The sequence below is a fragment of the Deltaproteobacteria bacterium genome (assembly GCA_029210625.1).
Lineage (GTDB): Bacteria > Myxococcota > Myxococcia > SLRQ01 > SLRQ01 > JARGFU01.
In genome coordinates this window covers 178,747-195,583 of the sequence record JARGFU010000013.1, presented here as the reverse complement: position 1 = coordinate 195,583, position 16,837 = coordinate 178,747, and the positions used below count along the sequence as shown (strand labels likewise).

Below are 16,837 nucleotides of genomic sequence, written 5' to 3'. Positions count from 1 at the left end.
CCCCGGTCTCCCCGGTCTCCCCGGTCTCCCCGGTCTCCCCGGTCTCCCCGGTCTCCCCGGTCTCCCCGGTCTCCCCGGTCTCACCGGTCTCACCGGTCTCCCCGGTCTCACCGGTCCCGACGGCCTCGCCGCCGAGCAGCCCCTTGCCCGGGCCGAGGAAGAGGTACCAGCCCCCTCCCCCCACCATCGCGACCAGGGCCACGATCCCCAGGATCTTGCCGAAGCCACCGCGCTGCTCGAGGTGCTCGAAGTCGTCCCGGCTCGCGCCGGTGATGCCCCGCTGCAGGGAGGAGACCGGCCTCGAGGAATCCGCGGACGAGGACTCGAAGAAGGCCTCCATCGCCGGATCGGTGGTGATCCGCGCGTCGGGCTCGTCGTCCCCGGGGGTCGCGGGGGCGGCCGCATCCGCGGAGGCGACCTCCCGGGCCGTCTCCTCGAGCTCCTCGGCCACCTCGGCCAGGCTCTTCTTCTGCAGCTTGATGGCGGCCACCGGCGCGGCGGGCAGGTCCTCGGTCGGGGCCTCCCGGGGATCGACGGCGGCGGGCCGGTCGGGCTCGGTGGGGGCCTCGAGGACCGGGGCGGGCGCAGGCGCGGGCGCCGGTGCCGGGGCCTCCGCCGCAGGTGCCGGGACCTCCGGCGCCGGAGCCTCGGGGGCCGCAGGCTGCGCGGGGGGGGAGGCCGGTGCGGGACCCCCGATCGCCGCGGCGATGGTCGAGTCGTCGAGAGGAGGCGAACCCACCGGCATGGCGTCATCCGCCGGGCGGGTCTCCCAGCCCTCGTCTGCCGGATCCTCGGCGGGCGCGGCAGGCGCCGCGGGCGGCGCGGCCACGTCGGCCCCGGAGAGCCAGGCCGAGATCGGCATCTCCTTGGTCGTGGTGCGCCTGGGCTCCGGCGCCGGCGGCGCCGCCACGGCGGCGGCCTGGCGGGCGGCCTCGAGCTTCTCGAGGTACTCCCCGCGGCGGCCCGGGAAGCGAGTGATCTCCACCGGAGGCAGATCCGCCAGCGCGCCCTGCGGCGCGGCGAGGGGCGCGGCGAGGGGCGGGGCGGGGGGCGCGGCGAGGGGCGGGGCGGGGGGCGGGGGCTCCGGGCGGGCGACCGGCGGCTTGCCGTTCGGAGGCGGCACCGGGCCGGCCTCCTCGGCGGCGGGAGAGGGGCCGGCGAACCAGTCCACCGCGTCGGGCTCCTCGGCGGTCACCGGGCTCATCGCGGCCGCGGCCGCGGCCGGCGCCAGCGGTGCAGGCTCCGGCGGGGGCGGCGGAGGCGGCGCCGCGACCGGAGCGGGCTCGGGCGGCGGGGGTGGCGGAGCAGCGAGGGGCGCCGGCTCCGGCGGTGCGGCAGGAGGCGGCTCGGGGAAGGGATCGGGCGCGGAGGCGGGCGCGGAGGCGGGCGCGGGCGGCGCCGCGGCCGGACCGGGCTCGTCCTCCGGGTGGGCCAGCCAGGAGGCCGCCTCGCCCTCGGCCTGACCGACCGGGGCCGGGGAGCTGCTCTCGATGATCAGGCCCTCGAAGTAGAGCTTGGAGATGATCCCCAGGGCCTCGAGATCGTCGAAGGGCGAGTCGAAGACCACCGTCTCGAGGGAGCGCCGTCCGTCCAGGAGGCGCAGGATGCCGTTCACCTCGTCCGGGATCTCCGGCAGGCGCTCGGCCAGCTCGCGGTAGTCCACCTCGAAGATCGTGTCGATGGGCGGGATCTGCTCGAGCATCCGGCTCCACTCGTCGATCCGCCGCATCCCCTCCATCAGCAGGCCCTGGGTCGAGACCTCGATGCGGTCGGCGCGCTCGACGGGAGCGAACTCGATCTGGAAGTAGCCCTCGGCGTAGTTCAGCAGCCGGTAGAAGGCCCCCTCGCCGGACAGGTTTCCGATCTCGGCGTCGGTGACCTTGCCGTCGCGGAACCAGATCCTCGCCTGGCGATCATCGACCATGGTGAAGGTGATGGTGCCGGTCTTGCGGCCGAGCTCGACCGTCTGCACCAGGTCCACCACACCCATGTCGGTGAGGTTCCCGGAGAAGCCGCCGCGCTGGTCCTTCTTCTCCAGCTGCTCGCGATCCCGCTTCTGCAGCAGGATCTTCACCCGGGTCACGATCTCCTTGATGTAGATCGGCTTGGTCAGGTAGTCGTCCACGCCCAGCTCGAGGCCCTTCACCTTCGCCTCGATCGCCTTCTGCGAGGTGAGGAAGATGAAGGGGATCTCCTGGGTGCGGGGATCGTCCTTCAGCTTGCGGCAGAGCTCGAAGCCGTCCATCTCCGGCATGCGGGTGTCGGAGATGATCAGATCGGGCGGAGAGATCTCGACCTTCTCCCACGCATCGACGCCATTCACCGCCGTCGTCACGGAGAAGCCAGCCTTCTTCAGGCTGACCTCCATCACGCGGAGCGACTTCGCATCGCTATCGACCAGAAGAAGGTGTTGCTTGGCCACCCGGCACGCCCCGAATCTGCGGAAAACCGAAGGGTTACGAGCCTTGGATGATCACCCGGGCTCGACCGGGCGTCAAGAAAGGTCGAGACCCCCGGAAGAACCCGGTGTTGACCGCCCCGGAGGGCCGCCGGATACTCGTCGCTGCCATGAACGTTCCCCCCGAGGGTGGCCCCGGCCGGACCCTGCGCACCGACCGCCGCCACGCCATCAAGACCGAGTTCCGGCTGGGCGAGTCCGCGGGCCTGGGCGAGATCCGGCTGGACACCCGCGACCTCTCCGTCGGGGGCGCCTTCCTGGTGGCCGACCTCCTCTTCGAGGAGGGCGAGGTCCTCTCCCTCTCCTTCACCCTCCCCGCCTCGGCGCGGGTGGTTCACACCCGGGGCAAGGTGGCCTGGGCGAGCCGGGGCGACGAGGAGGGCAAGGGCGCCGGGATGGGCATCGAGTTCCTGGACCTCGGCGACGAGGAGCAGCAAGAGCTCGCGGCCGCGCTGGCCGACTTCGAAGAGGCCGAGTAGCCCGCCCTCGGGGCTGCCTCACTCCTCGCCGAGGAGCTTGCGCATGAAGCGCTTGGTCGAGGTGCTCGTCTCGCGCTCCATCCGCCGCTTCACCAGCCGCAGCTCGGTGGTCGCCTCGGTCATCTTCTCGTTCCGCTTGAGCGCCTTGGTCAGGTAGAGCTCGGCCTTGTCGAGGTTGCCGTCCATCCGCGCGATCAGGCCCAGGTAGTAGAAGGCCCGCGCGCTGGCCTCGTCGATGGCCGCCGCCCGCTTGAGGATCCGCAGGACCTCCTCCTTCACCTCCTCCGCCGGCCCGACCGAGAAGAGGGCCCAGGCGTAGTAGACCGCCCACTCCCCGTTGCGGGGATCGGCCCGGTAGGCCTGCTTGAGCAGCGGGCGCGCCGTGTCGAAGTCCTTCTTCTTGAAGGCCACCAGGCCCTTGCGGAACTGCATCTGCGCCGCGGCGATCAGGCGCGTCCGGTCCTGCCCGGCGTTGGTGATCCCGGCGGCCAGCTGACCGTCGTAGCGCTTGCGCTCCTCGGGATCCTTGAGGGTGTCGTAGGCCTCCCGGATCGCGTCGAAGACCACGGCGAGGCGCCCGGCGGACTCGCCGTCGAGCTCGAGGGCGCTGGCCCGGTCCGGGTGGAAGCGCTTGGCCAGGGTCAGGTAGCCCGCCTTCACCTCGCCGCTGCTCGCCCCCTTCTTGATCCGCAGGCGCCGGTAGAAGTCCTGGCCCTTCACCTCCTCGTACCACTTGCGGATCTCGGCCGCGAAGGTCCGGGCCTCGTCCGAGAGGCGGCGGCTGGCCATCCGGGCGCGGCGGGCCTCCTCCTCGGGGCTCACCTCGGCGGGGGCGCTCTTCGACTTCTGGGCCTCCGCCTTCGTCTCGGCCTCGAGCGCCTCCTTGGCCGCGGTGATGCGCTCGGCGCCGGGGATGTTCTGGATCGCCTTGCGCAGGAGGCGTGAGCGGCGCTTGCGCTCCTCCTCGACGCTCTCCCGGGACCGGCCGGACGAGGCCGGCCGCGCGGTGGGCCTGGGGCGCACCATCGGCTCCGGTGCGGGCTCCGGCTCGGGCGAGGTGACGGGCATCGGCTCGATCACGGTGTCCTGAGTGGGGGTCACCGCCTCGGACGGCGCCTCCTCCTCGAGGAGCTCGCCCATCCCCGTGGGGTTGCCATCGGGGTCGACCAGCTCGAAGGCGTGGAGCGCCGCGACCAGGGAGAAGACATCGGACATCTCCAGCCCACCCGCCACGGCCAGCTCCTCGAGGTCCTGCCGGCCCTTCAGATCCCGCAGGGCCCGGGCCATGCCTCCGGGCAGCCTGAAGCGCTCGACGATGAGCGCCGACTCGAGGCGCAGCCCGATCCGGCGGGAGCCCAGGTCGTGGAGGAGGCCCTTGACCAGCGCCTCGCCCTCGGAGGAGCGGCAGGCCGTGAGCACCACCTCCTCGGGCTCGAGGCTGATGTCCCGGGTCCAGGGGGGCGGCTCGCTGCCACCGTCGAAGCTCCAGCTCCCGGCGCCGAGGCGGACGAAGGCCGCGGCGTTGCCCAGCTGCTGCCCGTGGAGGCCCGCCTCGAGCTGCTCCTCGGTGATCGCGCCGAGCTCGACCATCACCTGCCCCTGCGGGACCTTGTTCGCCGCCATGATGGTCAGCGAGGCGTTGAGGGCCTCGATGTCGATGATGCCGGCCTCGAGCAGCGAGATCCCCAGGGGCTTGAAGCGGCCGTAGACCATCGCCCCGGCGAGCACGCCGCCCCGGAAGAAGGCCCGGGAGGTGGCCTCGCCCTGCCGGACGGTGAGGATGCCCGAGGCGCGCTGCTTGGCGAGGCGGCCCACGAGGCGCGCCAGCGCCGGGCCCTCGAACGCCGTCCAGGTCTCCTGCCCCTCCGTCATGCCCCGGAAGTCTAGCACCGCCGCGCGGCGTGGCCACGCAGCTGACGCAGGGCCTCGTAGAGGGCGATGGCCACGGTGGAGGCCAGGTTCAGGCTGCGGGGGCCGTCGACCATCGGGACCGTGACGACCCTCCCGGCGTGGGCGGAGAGGAGCTCCTCGGGCAGACCCACGGACTCCGAGCCGAAGACCAGGCGGGCGCCGGGCTCGAAGCGGGTCTCCCAGAGGGGGCGGCCGCCCTTGGAGGCGAAGAGGTGGAGGGGCCGGCCGGGCTCCTCCTCCAGCACCTCCTCGAAGCTCTGATGGGTCGCCACGTGGACCTTGTCCCAGTAGTCGAGCCCCGCCCGCTTCAGCCGGCTCTCGTCCAGGGAGAAGCCCAGGGGCGCGACCAGCCGCAGGCGGCTGCCGGTGCAGGCGCAGAGCCGGGCGATGTTCCCGGTGTTCGGGGGGATCTCCGGGCGGTGGAGGACGACCTCCAGGGGAGGCAGGACTGGTTCGAGGCCGGGCATTTCAGTGCTACCTTCTAGCGCGGTGCAGATCCTGAACGCCACGAGAAACACCGTGCTCGCCACCCGCGGCTGGCGCGCGACCCGCGCCCTCGAGCGGATGAAGGGGCTCCTCGGCCGGGAGGGGCTCGAGGAGGGCGAGGGCATCCAGATCGAGCCCTGCAACTCGATCCACACCTTCTTCATGCGCTTTCCCATCGACGTGCTCTTCGTCGATCGCGAGGGCGTGGTGGTGCGGGCCTTCGCCGCCATCCCGCCCTGGCGCCTCACACGCATCTACGGCAAGGCGCGCAGCGTCATCGAGCTGCCCGCCGGCACCCTCGAGCGCTGCGAGACCTACGAGGGCGATCGGATCATCTGCTCCGAATCCGATTGACCCGCCGCTGGCGCAGAGGTTAGCTTTTTTGCCTGCCCACGGGCTTTCGGAAGCCCGTCAGGACACACCATGCGCATCGACTCGGTCGGAAGAACCCATGTGGGGATGAAGCGGGACCACAACGAGGACAACTTCCAGCTCGTCCCCGAGGTCAACCTCTTCATCGTCGCCGACGGCATGGGCGGCCACGCGGCCGGCGAGGTCGCCAGCGGCATCGCCGTCGAGGAGGTCGCCGAGTTCTTCCGCATGACCGAGCGGGACGAAGAGGCGACCTGGCCGAACAAGATGGACCGCGCCCGGAACTACGACGAGAACCGGCTGGCGACGGCGATCATGCTCTCCAACACCCGGATCCGGGAGGCCGCCTCGGCCGACGCCCGGCAGAAGGACATGGGGACCACCATCGTCACCACCTTCTTCAAGCCCGAGGCCACCTACGTCGGCCACGTGGGCGACTCCCGGGTCTACCGCTTCCGCGCCGGTGAGCTCACCCAGATCACCGAGGATCACTCCCTCCTCAATCAGTACATCAAGGCCAAGAAGCTCACGCCCGAGGAGATCGAGAACTTCCCTCACAAGAACGTGATCAGCCGGGCGCTGGGCATGAAGGATCAGGTCGAGGTCGACGTGGTGGCCGATCCCTCCCGCGAGGGTGACGTCTACGTCCTGTGCTCCGACGGCCTCTCCGGCATGATCAAGGACGAGGAGATGGCCCGGATCCTGGCCGCCAACCTCGACGATCTCGACACCTGCGCCGACCGCCTCATCGAGGCCGCGAACGCCAACGGCGGCCACGACAACGTGACCGTCGTCCTCGCTCGCTACCACGCCTAGCGGGCGTCGATTCGCAGATCCCCCTCGACCGCGATCACGTGGTCGAGGACCTCGTCGCCGGCGATCGTGACCTCCTGCCACACGACCGAGCGCCGCACCTTCGCCCCCGACCGGATCCGCGCCCGCGCCTCGATCGCCACCTCGGGTCCGATCTTTGCGCCCCGCTCCACCTCGGCCCCCGGGCCCACGAAGACCGGTCCCTGCAGCTCGGCCCCGGGATCCACCGTCGCCTCCGGATGGATCCAGATCCCCGGCTCGACCTCCTCGGCCCCGGCGAAGGGGACGAGGCCCCCGGCCGTGAAGCGCGTGAGGTCCACCCGACCCCCCAGCACGTCGGCGACGCAGCGAAGATAGCGCCCCGGCGTCGAGGGCTCGGCCCAGTAGGCGTCGGCCTGCAGCACCCCGTGGGCGTGCCCCCCCGAGGAGAGGAGGCTCTGGTAGCCGTCGCCGTTGATGCAGGAGACGCCGGTGGGCGGCAGGTGCTCGAGGATCTCGGGCTCGAGGACGTGGACCCCGGTGAAGACGTGACCCGTGAGCCCCCCCAGGTGCTCCGGCGCGTCCTCCCAGCGCCCCGCGAAGCGGCGGATGCGTCCTCCTGCGTCGATCTCGATGGAGGCGTAGGGGCTGTCCGGCGGGTGGGGTCGCAGGACCATGGTCGCCGTCGCGCCGCTCGCCCGGTGCGCAGCCACCGCCCCGGCCAGATCCAGATCGAAGACCAGCTTGCCGTTGGCCAGCACGAAGGGCTCGTCCCGGAAGCGCCCGGCCACCTTCATCAGGCCGCCGCCGGTGCCGAGGATCTCGGGCTCGTGGCTGAAGCTCACCGCCGGCCGCTCGAGCCCCGCCAGGGCCGCCTCCACCTCGTGGGGCAGCCAGTGGGTGTTGACCACCACCTCCTCGATGCCGCCGGCCGCCAGCGAGGCGAGGGTCCAGCAGATCGGCGGCACGCCGGCCACCGGCACCGCCGGCTTGGGGTAGCGATCGGTCAGAGGGCGAAGGCGGGTCCCCAGCCCCGCCGCGAGCACCATCGCCCGGCGCGGGCGGCCGCCGGTGCTCATGGAGCCAGCTCGGGGACGTACTTGCCCAGCACCGCGTGGAGGGGGGCGTACCCGGGCAGGCGGCCCAGGGCCTCCCGGGCGTACTTCAGGGAGGCGGGGATCGAGGGCAGAAAGGAGTCGTTCTGCTTCACCCGATCGATGAAGACGAAGCGGCCGGCGTCCTTCAGCTTGCGCTGCACGGTCTGCAGGTCGAAGAGCTCGTCGAGCTCGTCCCGATCGGGCGGCGTGCCGCCCAGGCTGCGGTAGGCGTCGAGGTAGCGGTCGATGAGGCCCTCGACCTCCGGGCGCGTCAGCTCGACGTAGGAGTCGCGCAGGAGCGCCACGAGGTCGTAGACCAGCGGCCCCTGCAGGGCGTCCTGGAAGTCGATCACGGCGATCTCCCCCTGCACCAGCAGGAGGTTGCGGCTCTGGTAGTCGCGGTGGGTCAGCCCCCGGGGCAGCTCGGCCAGCCGCCGGGCGATGGCGTCGAAGCTCTCCTCGACCAGCAATTGCTCGTCGGCCTCGAGCTTCGCGCCGGCGTGGGCCTCGAGGAGCCACTCCCGGAAGTGGTCGAGCTCCCAGCGCAGCAGCTCGAAGTCGAAGCTGCGCTGCCAGGGCAGGGTCTCGGGGGCAGGGCGCAGCTCGGCCTCCCGGCGCAGGAAGGCCAGGGTGTCGATCGCGGCGCCGTAGTGCTTTTGACGCGCCTCGGCGCTGGCGCCGGAGACCACGGACTCCAGGGTGACGTCGCCGAGATCCTCCAGGATCAGGAGCCCGTCCTCGAGGGCCACCTCGTGGATGGCCGGAACCCTCACCCCCAGATCCTCCAGCAGGCGCTGCACGGTGAGGAAGGGCAGCTCCTCGGGGACCTCGCCCTTGCTGGCCTCCTCCGAGGCCCGGGCGTCCGGGGGCAGCACCATCACCATCACCGAGCGCAGGCTGCTGCTCCGGACCCGCACGTAGAGGCGCGCCGAGGCGTGGCCCGCGAGGGGCTCGACCCGAAGAGAGGCCGGGGGCTGCTCGAGGAGCGCGCCGACCCGGCTGCGAATCACCTGCTCGATCGTGGCATCCATATCGAGCCAGGCTTCCTATCACGAAAGGGCCGCGGCGCCTCCGGATCGTGAAAAAAAACCGAGAGGTTTCAACGCCTTGCAGGACCGAAATCGTTGATCTGCCTTCTTGACCCCCCCTGGACCCCGGGCTAGAACCGCGAGACTCCGGGGAACAACCGGCAGGAGGGGCACGCGCAGTGCAAGTGTTCGAAAACGTTCTAGCGGCCGTGGGGCGGACGCCGCTGATCAAGCTCTCCAAGCTCACGGACGAGAACTGCGCGACGGTGCTCGTGAAGTGCGAGTACCTGAACCCCGGTGGCGCCATCAAGGACCGGATGGCGATCCACATGATCGAGAAGGCCGAAGCGGACGGGCGGCTCAAGCCCGGCGGCACGATCGTCGAGAACACCAGCGGCAACACGGGCGTCGGCCTGGCGATGGCCGCGGCCCTCAAGGGCTACCGGTGCATCTTCACGATCCCCGACAAGATGAGCGCCGAGAAGATCAACACGCTCAAGGCCTTCGGCGCCGAGGTGCACATCTGCCCGACCAACGTCCCGGCAGAGTCGCCCCAGAGCTACTACGAGACCGCCAAGCGGCTGGCCGGGGAGATGAACGCCTTCTACCCGAACCAGTACCACAACCCGGACAACATCGAGGCGCACTACCGCTCCACCGGCCCCGAGATCTGGGACCAGACCGGCGGTGAGATCGACTACCTCGTGGCGGGCCTGGGCACGGGCGGCACCATGAGCGGCGCGGGCAAGTTCCTCAAGGAGCAGAAGCCCGGCCTGAAGAACATCGGCGTCGATCCCATCGGCAGCGTCTACCACGGCCTCTTCCACACCGGGAAGCTGACCACCCCCCACGTCTACAAGGTCGAGGGGATCGGCGAGGACATGACCTGCGGCGCCCTCGACCTCTCGGTCCTGGACGACGTCCGGCAGGTCAACGACCAGCAGTCCTTCACCGCCGCCCGGCGCCTCTGCCGCGAGGAGGGCATCTTCGCCGGCGGCTCCTCGGGCTCCGCGGTGCACGTCGCCGTCGAGCTCGCCCGCGAGGTCGGCCCGGGCAAGACCATCGTCGCCATCCTCCCCGACAGCGGGCGCGCCTACATCTCCAAGTTCTACTCGGACGAGTGGATGCGGGACCTGGGCTTCCTCGAGGACGAGAAGCCGGGTCTCGGCCGGGTGAAGGACCTCCTCGCCGCGCGCGAGCAGACCCTCTCCGTGGCCCGCACCAGCGAGACCGCGGCCGACGTCGTGGGCCGGATGAAGACCCAGGGCATCTCTCAGATGCCGGTCGTCGAGGGCGACGACCACGTCATCGGGATGATCCACGAGGTGGATCTCCTGCGCTTCCTCCTCGACGGCCAGCACCGCCTCGAGGAGCCCATCGAATCCATCGTGGCGCCGCTCGACGGCGTCATCGGCCTCGAGTCGCCTCTCTCGGCGCTCGAGGAAATTTTCGCCCAGGACAATGTGGCTGTGGCGAAAGAGGGCGAGCGGGTGGTGGGAATCATCACCAAGATCGACCTCATCGAGTATCTGGGAGCCCGTCTCTAGGCCTCCGGATACAAACCATCCGCAACCCAACACCACACCCGATACAGGGAGGATAGCGATGAAGTATCTCACCACCAGCCTCGTGGCCGTTCTCGGTCTCCTCGTCGCCGGCTGCTCGGCTTCTCCGTCTGCCACTTGCTCCGACAGCCTCAAGATCCAGTGCGAGAAGATCCACGAGTGCACCGAGGACAAGACCACGGACGCCGACGCTGACGGCACCCCGGACTTCGAAGAGATGTTCGGCGCCAGCGCCAGCGACTGCGAGACCATGCTGGACGACGGCTACACCGTCGACTTCGGCGGCACCACCATCACCATCGACGGCGCCAACTGCGCCGACGTGACCAAGGACAACGCCTGCCCCGAGGCCACCCCGAACTACGACGCGGGCGCCGCCAAGGACTGCATGAACGGCTACGACGATCAGACCTGTGCGGAGTTCAACGACTCCAGCACCGCCGCGCCGGCCGCTTGCGCCGACGTCTGCACCGCCTGATCACGCTGTCTTGATCTAGAAGTCTTCGGGCCGGGTCACCTCGTGTGGCCCGGCTCGTTTCTTTTACCCACCCCAACGCGAAGACCCACCATGCGATTCGGTACTCGAGCCATCCACGCCGGCCAGCAGCCGGACCCGTCCACCGGCGCCATCATGACGCCCGTCTACCTCACCTCCACCTACGTGCAGACCTCGCCGGGCGAGCACCTGGGCTACGAGTACTCGCGGACGAAGAACCCCACCCGCGCCGCCCTCGCCGGCTGCATCGCCGCCCTCGAGGACGGGAAGCACGGCCTGATCTTCGGCTCGGGCTGCGCGACCACCGACGCGGTCATGCACCTCCTGAAGGCCGGCGACCGGGTCGTCTGCATGGACGACGTCTACGGCGGCACCTTCCGCCTCTTCGACAAGGTCTGGTCCCACCACGGCGTCGACTTCGACTTCCAGGACCTCTCCGATCTCGAGATCGCGAAGAAGGCGATCGCCCCGGGGACCAAGCTGGTCTGGGTCGAGAGCCCGACCAACCCCATGCTCAAGCTGGCCGACCTGAAGGCCCTCGCCGGGCTGGCCCACGCCGCCGGCGCGCTGATGGTGGTCGACAACACCTTCATGACGCCCTACTTCCAGCGGCCGCTGCACCTGGGCGCCGACATCGTGGTCCACTCGACCACCAAGTACCTCAACGGCCACTCCGACGTGGTGGGCGGCGCCCTGGTGGTGAACGACGACGCCCTCTTCGAGCGCCTGGCCTTCGTCCAGAACTCGGTGGGCGGCGTGGCCGGCCCGATGGACAGCTTCCTGGTCCTGCGCGGCCTCAAGACCCTGCACGTCCGGATGAAGCAGCACGCCGAGAGCGCCATGGAGATCGCCCGCCACCTCGAGGCGCACCCGAAGGTCGAGCGGGTCATCTACCCGGGTCTCGAGAGCCACCCCCAGCACGGGCTGGCGAAGGAGCAGATGTCGGGCTTCGGCGGGATGATCTCGGCCCACCTGAAGACCGATCTCGGGGGCGCCCGCCGGATGCTCTCGAGCTGCAAGGTCTTCGCGCTGGCCGAGTCCCTCGGCGGGGTCGAGAGCCTCATCGAGCACCCGGCGATCATGACCCACGCCTCCGTGCCGGCCGAGAAGCGCGCCGAGCTGGGCATCTCCGACGGCTTCATCCGCCTCTCGGTGGGCATCGAGGACCTCGAGGACCTGCGCGAGGACCTCGACCAGGCCCTCGCCGCCATCTAGGCGCGCGCGGTCGCTCCCTCCGCGGCCTTCGCGGGTCACAGGGAGGGGGCCTCCCGGGGGCGTCGGCGACGCCGCCCGGTTGCGCGAGCCAGCACCGATCCGGGCGGCGTCGCTGCCGAGCGAGCCGGAGCCGGGCCTAGCGGCGGTGTGGCGAGTCGGCACGGGCCCGGCGGGAGGTGAGCGTCCCCTGGGAGGCCCCCTCCCTGTGGCCCAGCAGCACCGCGATGGGAGCACCGCGGGTCAGTCCGCGGGTGGGGGCTCGTCGGGGTCGGTCGCGGGGGGATCGACCCGGGGCGGGTGGCGGGCCACCCAGCCGGGGGGCGGGCCGGTCTGCGGGATGCGGGCGGCCTCGTCGCCCTCGAGCTGGCGGATCATCGGGGAGATGACGAAGAAGCGGAAGAGCAGCCAGAGCAGGAAGAAGAGGGCGATCAGGCCGAGGATGATCTTCACCTGCACCGACGCCCGCGGCTGCTGGTAGGGGCTGGCCTCCCGGGCCGAGGAGATCCCCTGGCGCAGGTCCTCGGCGGTGCCGGAGAGGTGGACGTGGTAGGCGCTGTCCTCGCGGTAGCGGTCGAGGATCCGGCCGAGGTCGCCCCGGGCGACGGCGCTGCCGAGCTGGGGATCGAAGACCACCAGCCGGGCCTTGCCGGCGGCGTCCAGGGACTTCTTCAGGCAGTCCTCGATCTCGGTGATCACCGCCCCGTAGGGGAGGACCAGATCGGCGCCCAGCCCCTGCTCGTCCTCCCCCCGGGCCTCGCGCAGGGTGAGCCGGGTCTCCCCCTCCAGGAAGGAGAGCTCGGCGGCCCCCTCCTCGAGGGCGGGCAGAGCGAGGAGCTCGGCCACCCTGGGGAGGATCGCGCCGGGCTCCAGGCCCGACTCACCGGTGCGGAGATTGAGCTCGTAGGCCATGTTCGCGGGCGATTATGCCACAGCTTCCGGGCGCTTCTACGAAGCATCCCTCGCGGGGTATACCCATGAGGTCATGGCGCACACCTTCGACCCCTTCACCGTCCACTCGGTGATCGCCGGCCACTTCGGCCTCGACGGCGGCGTCGCCTTCGGCGTCGTCCCCCGGGCCCTCTGGGGCCAGGAGATCGAGCCCGACGAGATGGGGAGGATCCAGCTCGTCAGCCGGGTCTTCGTCGTCGACCACGGCGATCGCCGGGTCCTCATCGACGCCGGCACCGGCCAGGCCTGGGACCCCAAGCCCCGCCAGATGTACCGCATCGAGGAGGGGCCCGACCTGCGCACCTGCCTCGTGGGGGCCGGCATCGATCCCGAGACCATCACCGACGTGGTGATCTCCCACCTGCACTGGGATCACTGCGGGGGGCTGGTGCAGGGCAGCGAGGGCGACGCCACCCTCACCTTCCCGAAGGCGACCCACCACGTGCAGCGCCGCAACTGGAAGTGGGCCCACAACCCCAGCGAGTACGATCGCCGGGCCTACCGCGCCAGCACCCTCGAGCTCCTCGAGGCCTCGGGGCGCCTCCACTTCATCGAGGGCCAGACCGAGCTCCTCGAGGGCATCCACCTCATCCCCAGCGAGGGGCACACCGTCGGCCAGCAGCTCGTGCGGATCGCCGGCGAGAGCGAGACCCTCCTCTACTGCGGCGACGCCATCCCCACCGCGGCGCACCTGCGCTCGGCCTGGGGCCTCGCCTACGACCTCTACCCCCTGACCCTCATCGAGGAGAAGAAGCAGCTCCTCGCCGAGGCCCTCGAGGAGAGCGCCGTCCTCCTCTTCGCCCACGACCCCCGCCTCTGTGCCTGCACGGTGGAGGAGGTCGAGGGGAAGGTCCAGATCCGCGAGCGCATGGAGCTCGGAAGCGCATGAGCGAGGGCATCGTCCAGATCTCCCGGCGGGCCGTGGACCGCCTCGGCCAGGGCCACCTCTGGATCTACAAGTCCGACATCGAGCGGCTGGAGAGCGTCTCCGGCGGCGAGGTGGTGAAGGTCGTGGACGGCCGCGGCTGGTTCGTGGGCCGGGCCTTCTACTCCCAGGTCTCGCAGATCACCCTGCGGATGCTCACCCGCGAGGACGAGCCGGTGGACCGGGACTTCTTCGCCCGGCGCATCGAGGCGGCGCTCCAGCTGCGCCGCGAGCTCTACCCCGGCGGGGTGGAGGCCCTGCGCCTGATCCACTCCGAGGGGGACTACCTCCCGGGCCTGGTCGCCGACCGCTACGCCGACGTGCTGGTCGTGCAGACCCTCTCCCAGGGCGCCGAGCGGCAGAAGGAGCTCTTCCTCGAGCTCCTCACCGAGCGGGTCCAGCCCCGGGCCATCGTGCTGCGCAACGACGCCAAGGTGCGCTCCCACGAGGGCCTCGTCCTCGAGCGCAAGGTGGTCAAGGGGCAGATCGCGGGGCCGGTCCCCTACCGGGTGGGCACCGTGGGGATGCTGGCCGATCCCCTCGATGGCCAGAAGACCGGCGCCTTCCTCGACCAGCGCGAGAACCACGCCGCGGTGGCCGCCTACGTGAAGCCGGGCATGGACTGCCTCGACTGCTTCACCTACACCGGCGGCTTCGCCCTGCAGATGGCCCGGGCCGGCGGCCGGGTGATCGGCGTGGACATCTCCGAGCCGGCCCTGAAGGAGGCCCGCGAGGCCGCGACCCGCAACGCGATCACCGCCGAGTGGGTCGAGGCCAACTGCTTCGACTGGCTCAAGGAGCGCTCGCTGGAGGGTGAGGCCTTCGACCTGATCGTGCTCGACCCCCCGGCCTTCGCCAAGAAGAAGGACAAGCTCGAGGGCGCCATCCGGGGCTACAAGGAGATCAACCTCCGCGCCCTCCAGCTCCTGCGCCCCGGGGGGATCCTGGTCTCCTGCTCCTGCTCCTATCACTTGAGCGAGCAGGCGCTGCTCGACCTGATCCTCTCGGCGTCGCTCGACACCGGGCGGCGGGTGCAGCTGCTGGAGAAGCGGGGCGCCGGCCGCGACCACCCCGTGCTGCTGGGCGTGCCCGAGACGCAGTACCTGAAGACCTTGGTGTTCAGGCGGGTCTCTTGAGGCTGCGAGCTGTGAGCTGTGAGCTGTGAGCAACAAGGGAGCCACTCGGTGAAGAAGAACCCCGGGGAACTCGGTGCGGGCCAGAGTACCGGCTTGCTCGTAGCTCGTAGCTCGAAGCTCACAGCCCTCTGATGCCCGAGCTGCCCGAGGTCGAGACCGCCCGCCGCACCCTCGAGTCGTTCTCCGTCGGCAACCGGATCGTCCGCGCGAAGGCGGAGGCCTCCCGCCTCCTGCGGGAGCTCTCCCCGGCCGCCTTCGCCCGGGGCCTCGAGGGCCGCAAGGTCCTCGGCGCCCTCCGGCGAGGCAAGCAGCTCCTCCTCATCCTCGAGGAGGATCAGGCCCTCGGGGTGCACCTGGGGATGACCGGGAAGATCCTCGGCCGGCCCCGGGGCGCGAGCGCCCCACCCTACAGCCGGGCCTTCCTCGAGCTGGAGGGAGGGAGCCGCCTCCACTTCATCAGCCGCCGCCTCTTCGGCCAGCTCCTCCTCGGCTCCCCCCGGGAGGTGCAGGCCCGGACGGGCTGGCATGACCTCGGCCCCGACCCCCTCTCGGACGGCCTCTCGGCGGCCACCTTGCGCGAGGCGCTCGGCGAGAGCCGCCAGCCGGTGAAGGTGCGCCTGATGGACCAGCGGGTGATCGCGGGCCTGGGCAACATCCAGGCCGGCGAGGCCCTCTTCCGCTCCCGGATCGATCCCCGCAAGCCCGCCGGCGCGCTCGACCGCGGGGAGCACGCACGCCTGGTGAGGGCCATCCACCGGAGCCTGACCCACACCCTCGAGCACCTCGACCCCACCGAGGCCCGCTACCTCGCCGACGCCGGCGAGACCGAGAACCCCTTCCTGGTCTACGGCCGGGAGGGAGAGCCCTGCCCCCGCTGCAAGACCACGCTCGTGCGCTTCATGCTCGGCGGCCGGGTCACCTTCGCCTGCCCGGGCTGTCAGTCCTCCCCGGGGAACGCGTAGTCCGCGAAGGGGAGGGGCAGCACCTCGGCGATGGACTCCGCGCCGGTGAGGAGCATCAGCAGGCGGTCGAAGCCCAGGGCCACCCCGCCGGTCTCGGGCAGCCGCCCCACGGCCTCGAGGAAGGGCTCGTCGAGGGGGTAGACCGGCCGGCCGGCCGCGCGGCGCTCCTCCTGCTCGGCGACGAGGCGGGCGCGCTGCTCGGCCTCGTCGTCGAGCTCGGCGAAGCCGTTGGCGAGCTCGACCCCGTCCAGGTAGAGCTCGAAGCGGCGGGCGAAGGCCGGGTCGTCCGTCCGGAGCTTGGAGAGGGCGGCCATGTGGGCCGGGTAGTCGGTGAGGTAGAGCGCCCTCCCCTGCCCGAGCTTGGGTTCGACGTGGTCGAGGAAGGCCCGGAAGAAGAGCTCGTCCCAGCCGTCCTCTGGACCCGCGGCCCGGAGAGCGCCGGCCGCCTCGAGGGCGGCCGCGAAGGCGTCCCGATGCTCGCTCGCCGGGAGGAAGCCGGCGATGTCGACGCCGGTGTACTCCCGGAAGACCTCCCGCACGGAGCGGCGCTCGAAGGGCAGCTCCAGCGGCCGGCCGAGGACCTCGGCCACCGCGGCGATCACCCCCTCGAGCTCGGCCATGATCTCCCGCTCACCGCCGGGGCAGTACATCTCCAGCATGGTGAACTCGGGGCTGTGGGTCACCGACGCCGGCTCGTCCCGGTAGACGTGCCCCAGGGAGTAGATCCTCGGCAGCCCCGCCGCGAGCAGGCGCTTCATGGCGTACTCGGGGCTGGTGTGGAGGTAGAGCCTCCGCCCCTCGACGCTGCGGAGTTCGAAGGCGTCGATGTGGGGCTCCATCCCCGGCGCCGGCACCAGGGCCGGCGGGTCCACCTCCAGGAAGCCCCGCGCCTCCAGCGCCGCCCGGCAGGCGGCGAGGGCCCGGGCCCTCTTCTCCAGTGTGATCTTCATGACGCAGAAGCGAGACA

16 protein-coding genes are annotated in these 16,837 nt (G+C 71.1%); 9 read left to right on the top strand and 7 right to left on the bottom strand.

The features are described 5' to 3' along the window. Window positions 1-2,368 (bottom strand): response regulator (locus P1V51_14180; GenBank protein ID MDF1564194.1); only part of this gene is annotated, 2,368 nt, incomplete at its 3' end. 200 nt (window positions 2,369-2,568) lie between these two features. Between P1V51_14180 and P1V51_14175 the strand changes: the two genes are divergently transcribed. After that, window positions 2,569-2,937: a PilZ domain-containing protein gene (locus P1V51_14175; protein MDF1564193.1), complete on the top strand. Its 369-nt coding sequence runs from the start codon at window positions 2,569-2,571 to the stop codon at window positions 2,935-2,937. An 18-nt stretch (window positions 2,938-2,955) separates the two neighbouring features. On the opposite strand, the gene P1V51_14170 is transcribed toward P1V51_14175, so the two are convergent. Both P1V51_14170 and P1V51_14165 read right to left on the bottom strand, forming a co-directional pair. Then, window positions 2,956-4,809, bottom strand: a complete 1,854-nt coding sequence (locus tag P1V51_14170; GenBank protein ID MDF1564192.1) for a DnaJ domain-containing protein — start codon at window positions 4,807-4,809, stop codon at window positions 2,956-2,958. 11 nt (window positions 4,810-4,820) lie between these two features. Beyond that, window positions 4,821-5,315 carry a tRNA (cytidine(34)-2'-O)-methyltransferase gene (locus tag P1V51_14165; GenBank protein ID MDF1564191.1) on the bottom strand — a complete coding sequence of 165 codons (495 nt, stop codon included), beginning with the start codon at window positions 5,313-5,315 and terminating at the stop codon, window positions 4,821-4,823. A 52-nt stretch (window positions 5,316-5,367) separates the two neighbouring features. Here P1V51_14165 and P1V51_14160 point away from each other — a divergent pair, with 52 nt between their 5' ends. Next, window positions 5,368-5,688, top strand: a complete 321-nt coding sequence (locus P1V51_14160) for a DUF192 domain-containing protein (GenBank protein ID MDF1564190.1) — start codon at window positions 5,368-5,370, stop codon at window positions 5,686-5,688. 69 nt (window positions 5,689-5,757) lie between these two features. After that, window positions 5,758-6,522, top strand: a complete 765-nt coding sequence (locus tag P1V51_14155; GenBank protein MDF1564189.1) for a Stp1/IreP family PP2C-type Ser/Thr phosphatase — start codon at window positions 5,758-5,760, stop codon at window positions 6,520-6,522. On the opposite strand, the gene P1V51_14150 is transcribed toward P1V51_14155, so the two are convergent. Further along, the gene (locus tag P1V51_14150; GenBank protein ID MDF1564188.1) at window positions 6,519-7,577 is read right to left on the bottom strand and encodes an NDP-sugar synthase; all 1,059 of its coding nucleotides are present in this window, start codon (window positions 7,575-7,577) and stop codon (window positions 6,519-6,521) included. The genes P1V51_14155 and P1V51_14150 overlap by 4 nt on opposite strands. Beyond that, on the bottom strand, window positions 7,574-8,626 hold the full coding sequence (locus P1V51_14145) for a phosphotransferase (GenBank protein MDF1564187.1): 1,053 nt from the start codon (window positions 8,624-8,626) through the stop codon (window positions 7,574-7,576). The genes P1V51_14150 and P1V51_14145 overlap by 4 nt, the downstream gene beginning before the upstream one ends. Window positions 8,627-8,802: 176 nt before the next feature. On the opposite strand from P1V51_14145, the gene P1V51_14140 reads away from it, so the two are divergent. The 3 genes from P1V51_14140 (at window position 8,803) to P1V51_14130 (ending at window position 11,899) form a co-directional block, all read left to right on the top strand. Further along, the gene (locus tag P1V51_14140; protein ID MDF1564186.1) at window positions 8,803-10,170 is read left to right on the top strand and encodes a pyridoxal-phosphate dependent enzyme; all 1,368 of its coding nucleotides are present in this window, start codon (window positions 8,803-8,805) and stop codon (window positions 10,168-10,170) included. Window positions 10,171-10,228: 58 nt separating this feature from the next. Further along, window positions 10,229-10,666 carry a hypothetical protein gene (locus P1V51_14135; protein MDF1564185.1) on the top strand — a complete coding sequence of 146 codons (438 nt, stop codon included), beginning with the start codon at window positions 10,229-10,231 and terminating at the stop codon, window positions 10,664-10,666. A 90-nt stretch (window positions 10,667-10,756) separates the two neighbouring features. Beyond that, on the top strand, window positions 10,757-11,899 hold the full coding sequence (locus tag P1V51_14130) for a cystathionine gamma-synthase (protein MDF1564184.1): 1,143 nt from the start codon (window positions 10,757-10,759) through the stop codon (window positions 11,897-11,899). Between the two features lie 240 nt (window positions 11,900-12,139). Here P1V51_14130 and P1V51_14125 read toward each other — a convergent pair whose 3' ends face one another. Then, window positions 12,140-12,808, bottom strand: a complete 669-nt coding sequence (locus P1V51_14125; GenBank protein ID MDF1564183.1) for a hypothetical protein — start codon at window positions 12,806-12,808, stop codon at window positions 12,140-12,142. 73 nt (window positions 12,809-12,881) lie between these two features. On the opposite strand from P1V51_14125, the gene P1V51_14120 reads away from it, so the two are divergent. The 3 genes from P1V51_14120 (at window position 12,882) to mutM (ending at window position 15,870) form a co-directional block, all read left to right on the top strand. After that, entirely contained in the window at window positions 12,882-13,736 is an 855-nt protein-coding gene (locus P1V51_14120; GenBank protein ID MDF1564182.1) for an MBL fold metallo-hydrolase, read from the top strand. Next, window positions 13,733-14,908, top strand: coding sequence for a class I SAM-dependent rRNA methyltransferase (locus P1V51_14115; GenBank protein MDF1564181.1), 1,176 nt, complete (start codon window positions 13,733-13,735; stop codon window positions 14,906-14,908). The genes P1V51_14120 and P1V51_14115 overlap by 4 nt, the downstream gene beginning before the upstream one ends. Before the next feature lie 131 nt (window positions 14,909-15,039). Next, on the top strand, window positions 15,040-15,870 hold the full coding sequence (gene mutM, locus P1V51_14110) for a bifunctional DNA-formamidopyrimidine glycosylase/DNA-(apurinic or apyrimidinic site) lyase (GenBank protein ID MDF1564180.1): 831 nt from the start codon (window positions 15,040-15,042) through the stop codon (window positions 15,868-15,870). Here mutM and epmA read toward each other — a convergent pair. Beyond that, window positions 15,846-16,820, bottom strand: coding sequence for an EF-P lysine aminoacylase EpmA (epmA, locus tag P1V51_14105; protein MDF1564179.1), 975 nt, complete (start codon window positions 16,818-16,820; stop codon window positions 15,846-15,848). The two genes, mutM and epmA, sit on opposite strands and share 25 nt — an antisense overlap. Window positions 16,821-16,837 lie beyond the last annotated feature (17 nt).

Excerpts from the sequence above, each read along its gene's own strand:
- P1V51_14135 (MDF1564185.1), top strand. The coding sequence starts at position 10,229 with ATGAAGTATCTCACCACCAGCCTCGTGGCCGTTCTCGGTCTCCTCGTC.
- mutM (MDF1564180.1), top strand. The coding sequence starts at position 15,040 with ATGCCCGAGCTGCCCGAGGTCGAGACCGCCCGCCGCACCCTCGAGTCG.
- epmA (MDF1564179.1), bottom strand. The coding sequence starts at position 16,820 with ATGAAGATCACACTGGAGAAGAGGGCCCGGGCCCTCGCCGCCTGCCGG.
- P1V51_14175 (MDF1564193.1), top strand. The coding sequence starts at position 2,569 with ATGAACGTTCCCCCCGAGGGTGGCCCCGGCCGGACCCTGCGCACCGAC.
- P1V51_14130 (MDF1564184.1), top strand. The coding sequence starts at position 10,757 with ATGCGATTCGGTACTCGAGCCATCCACGCCGGCCAGCAGCCGGACCCG.
- P1V51_14120 (MDF1564182.1), top strand. The coding sequence starts at position 12,882 with ATGGCGCACACCTTCGACCCCTTCACCGTCCACTCGGTGATCGCCGGC.
- P1V51_14115 (MDF1564181.1), top strand. The coding sequence starts at position 13,733 with ATGAGCGAGGGCATCGTCCAGATCTCCCGGCGGGCCGTGGACCGCCTC.
- P1V51_14170 (MDF1564192.1), bottom strand. The coding sequence starts at position 4,809 with ATGACGGAGGGGCAGGAGACCTGGACGGCGTTCGAGGGCCCGGCGCTG.
- P1V51_14145 (MDF1564187.1), bottom strand. The coding sequence starts at position 8,626 with ATGGATGCCACGATCGAGCAGGTGATTCGCAGCCGGGTCGGCGCGCTC.
- P1V51_14155 (MDF1564189.1), top strand. The coding sequence starts at position 5,758 with ATGCGCATCGACTCGGTCGGAAGAACCCATGTGGGGATGAAGCGGGAC.
- P1V51_14165 (MDF1564191.1), bottom strand. The coding sequence starts at position 5,315 with ATGCCCGGCCTCGAACCAGTCCTGCCTCCCCTGGAGGTCGTCCTCCAC.
- P1V51_14150 (MDF1564188.1), bottom strand. The coding sequence starts at position 7,577 with ATGAGCACCGGCGGCCGCCCGCGCCGGGCGATGGTGCTCGCGGCGGGG.
- P1V51_14125 (MDF1564183.1), bottom strand. The coding sequence starts at position 12,808 with ATGGCCTACGAGCTCAATCTCCGCACCGGTGAGTCGGGCCTGGAGCCC.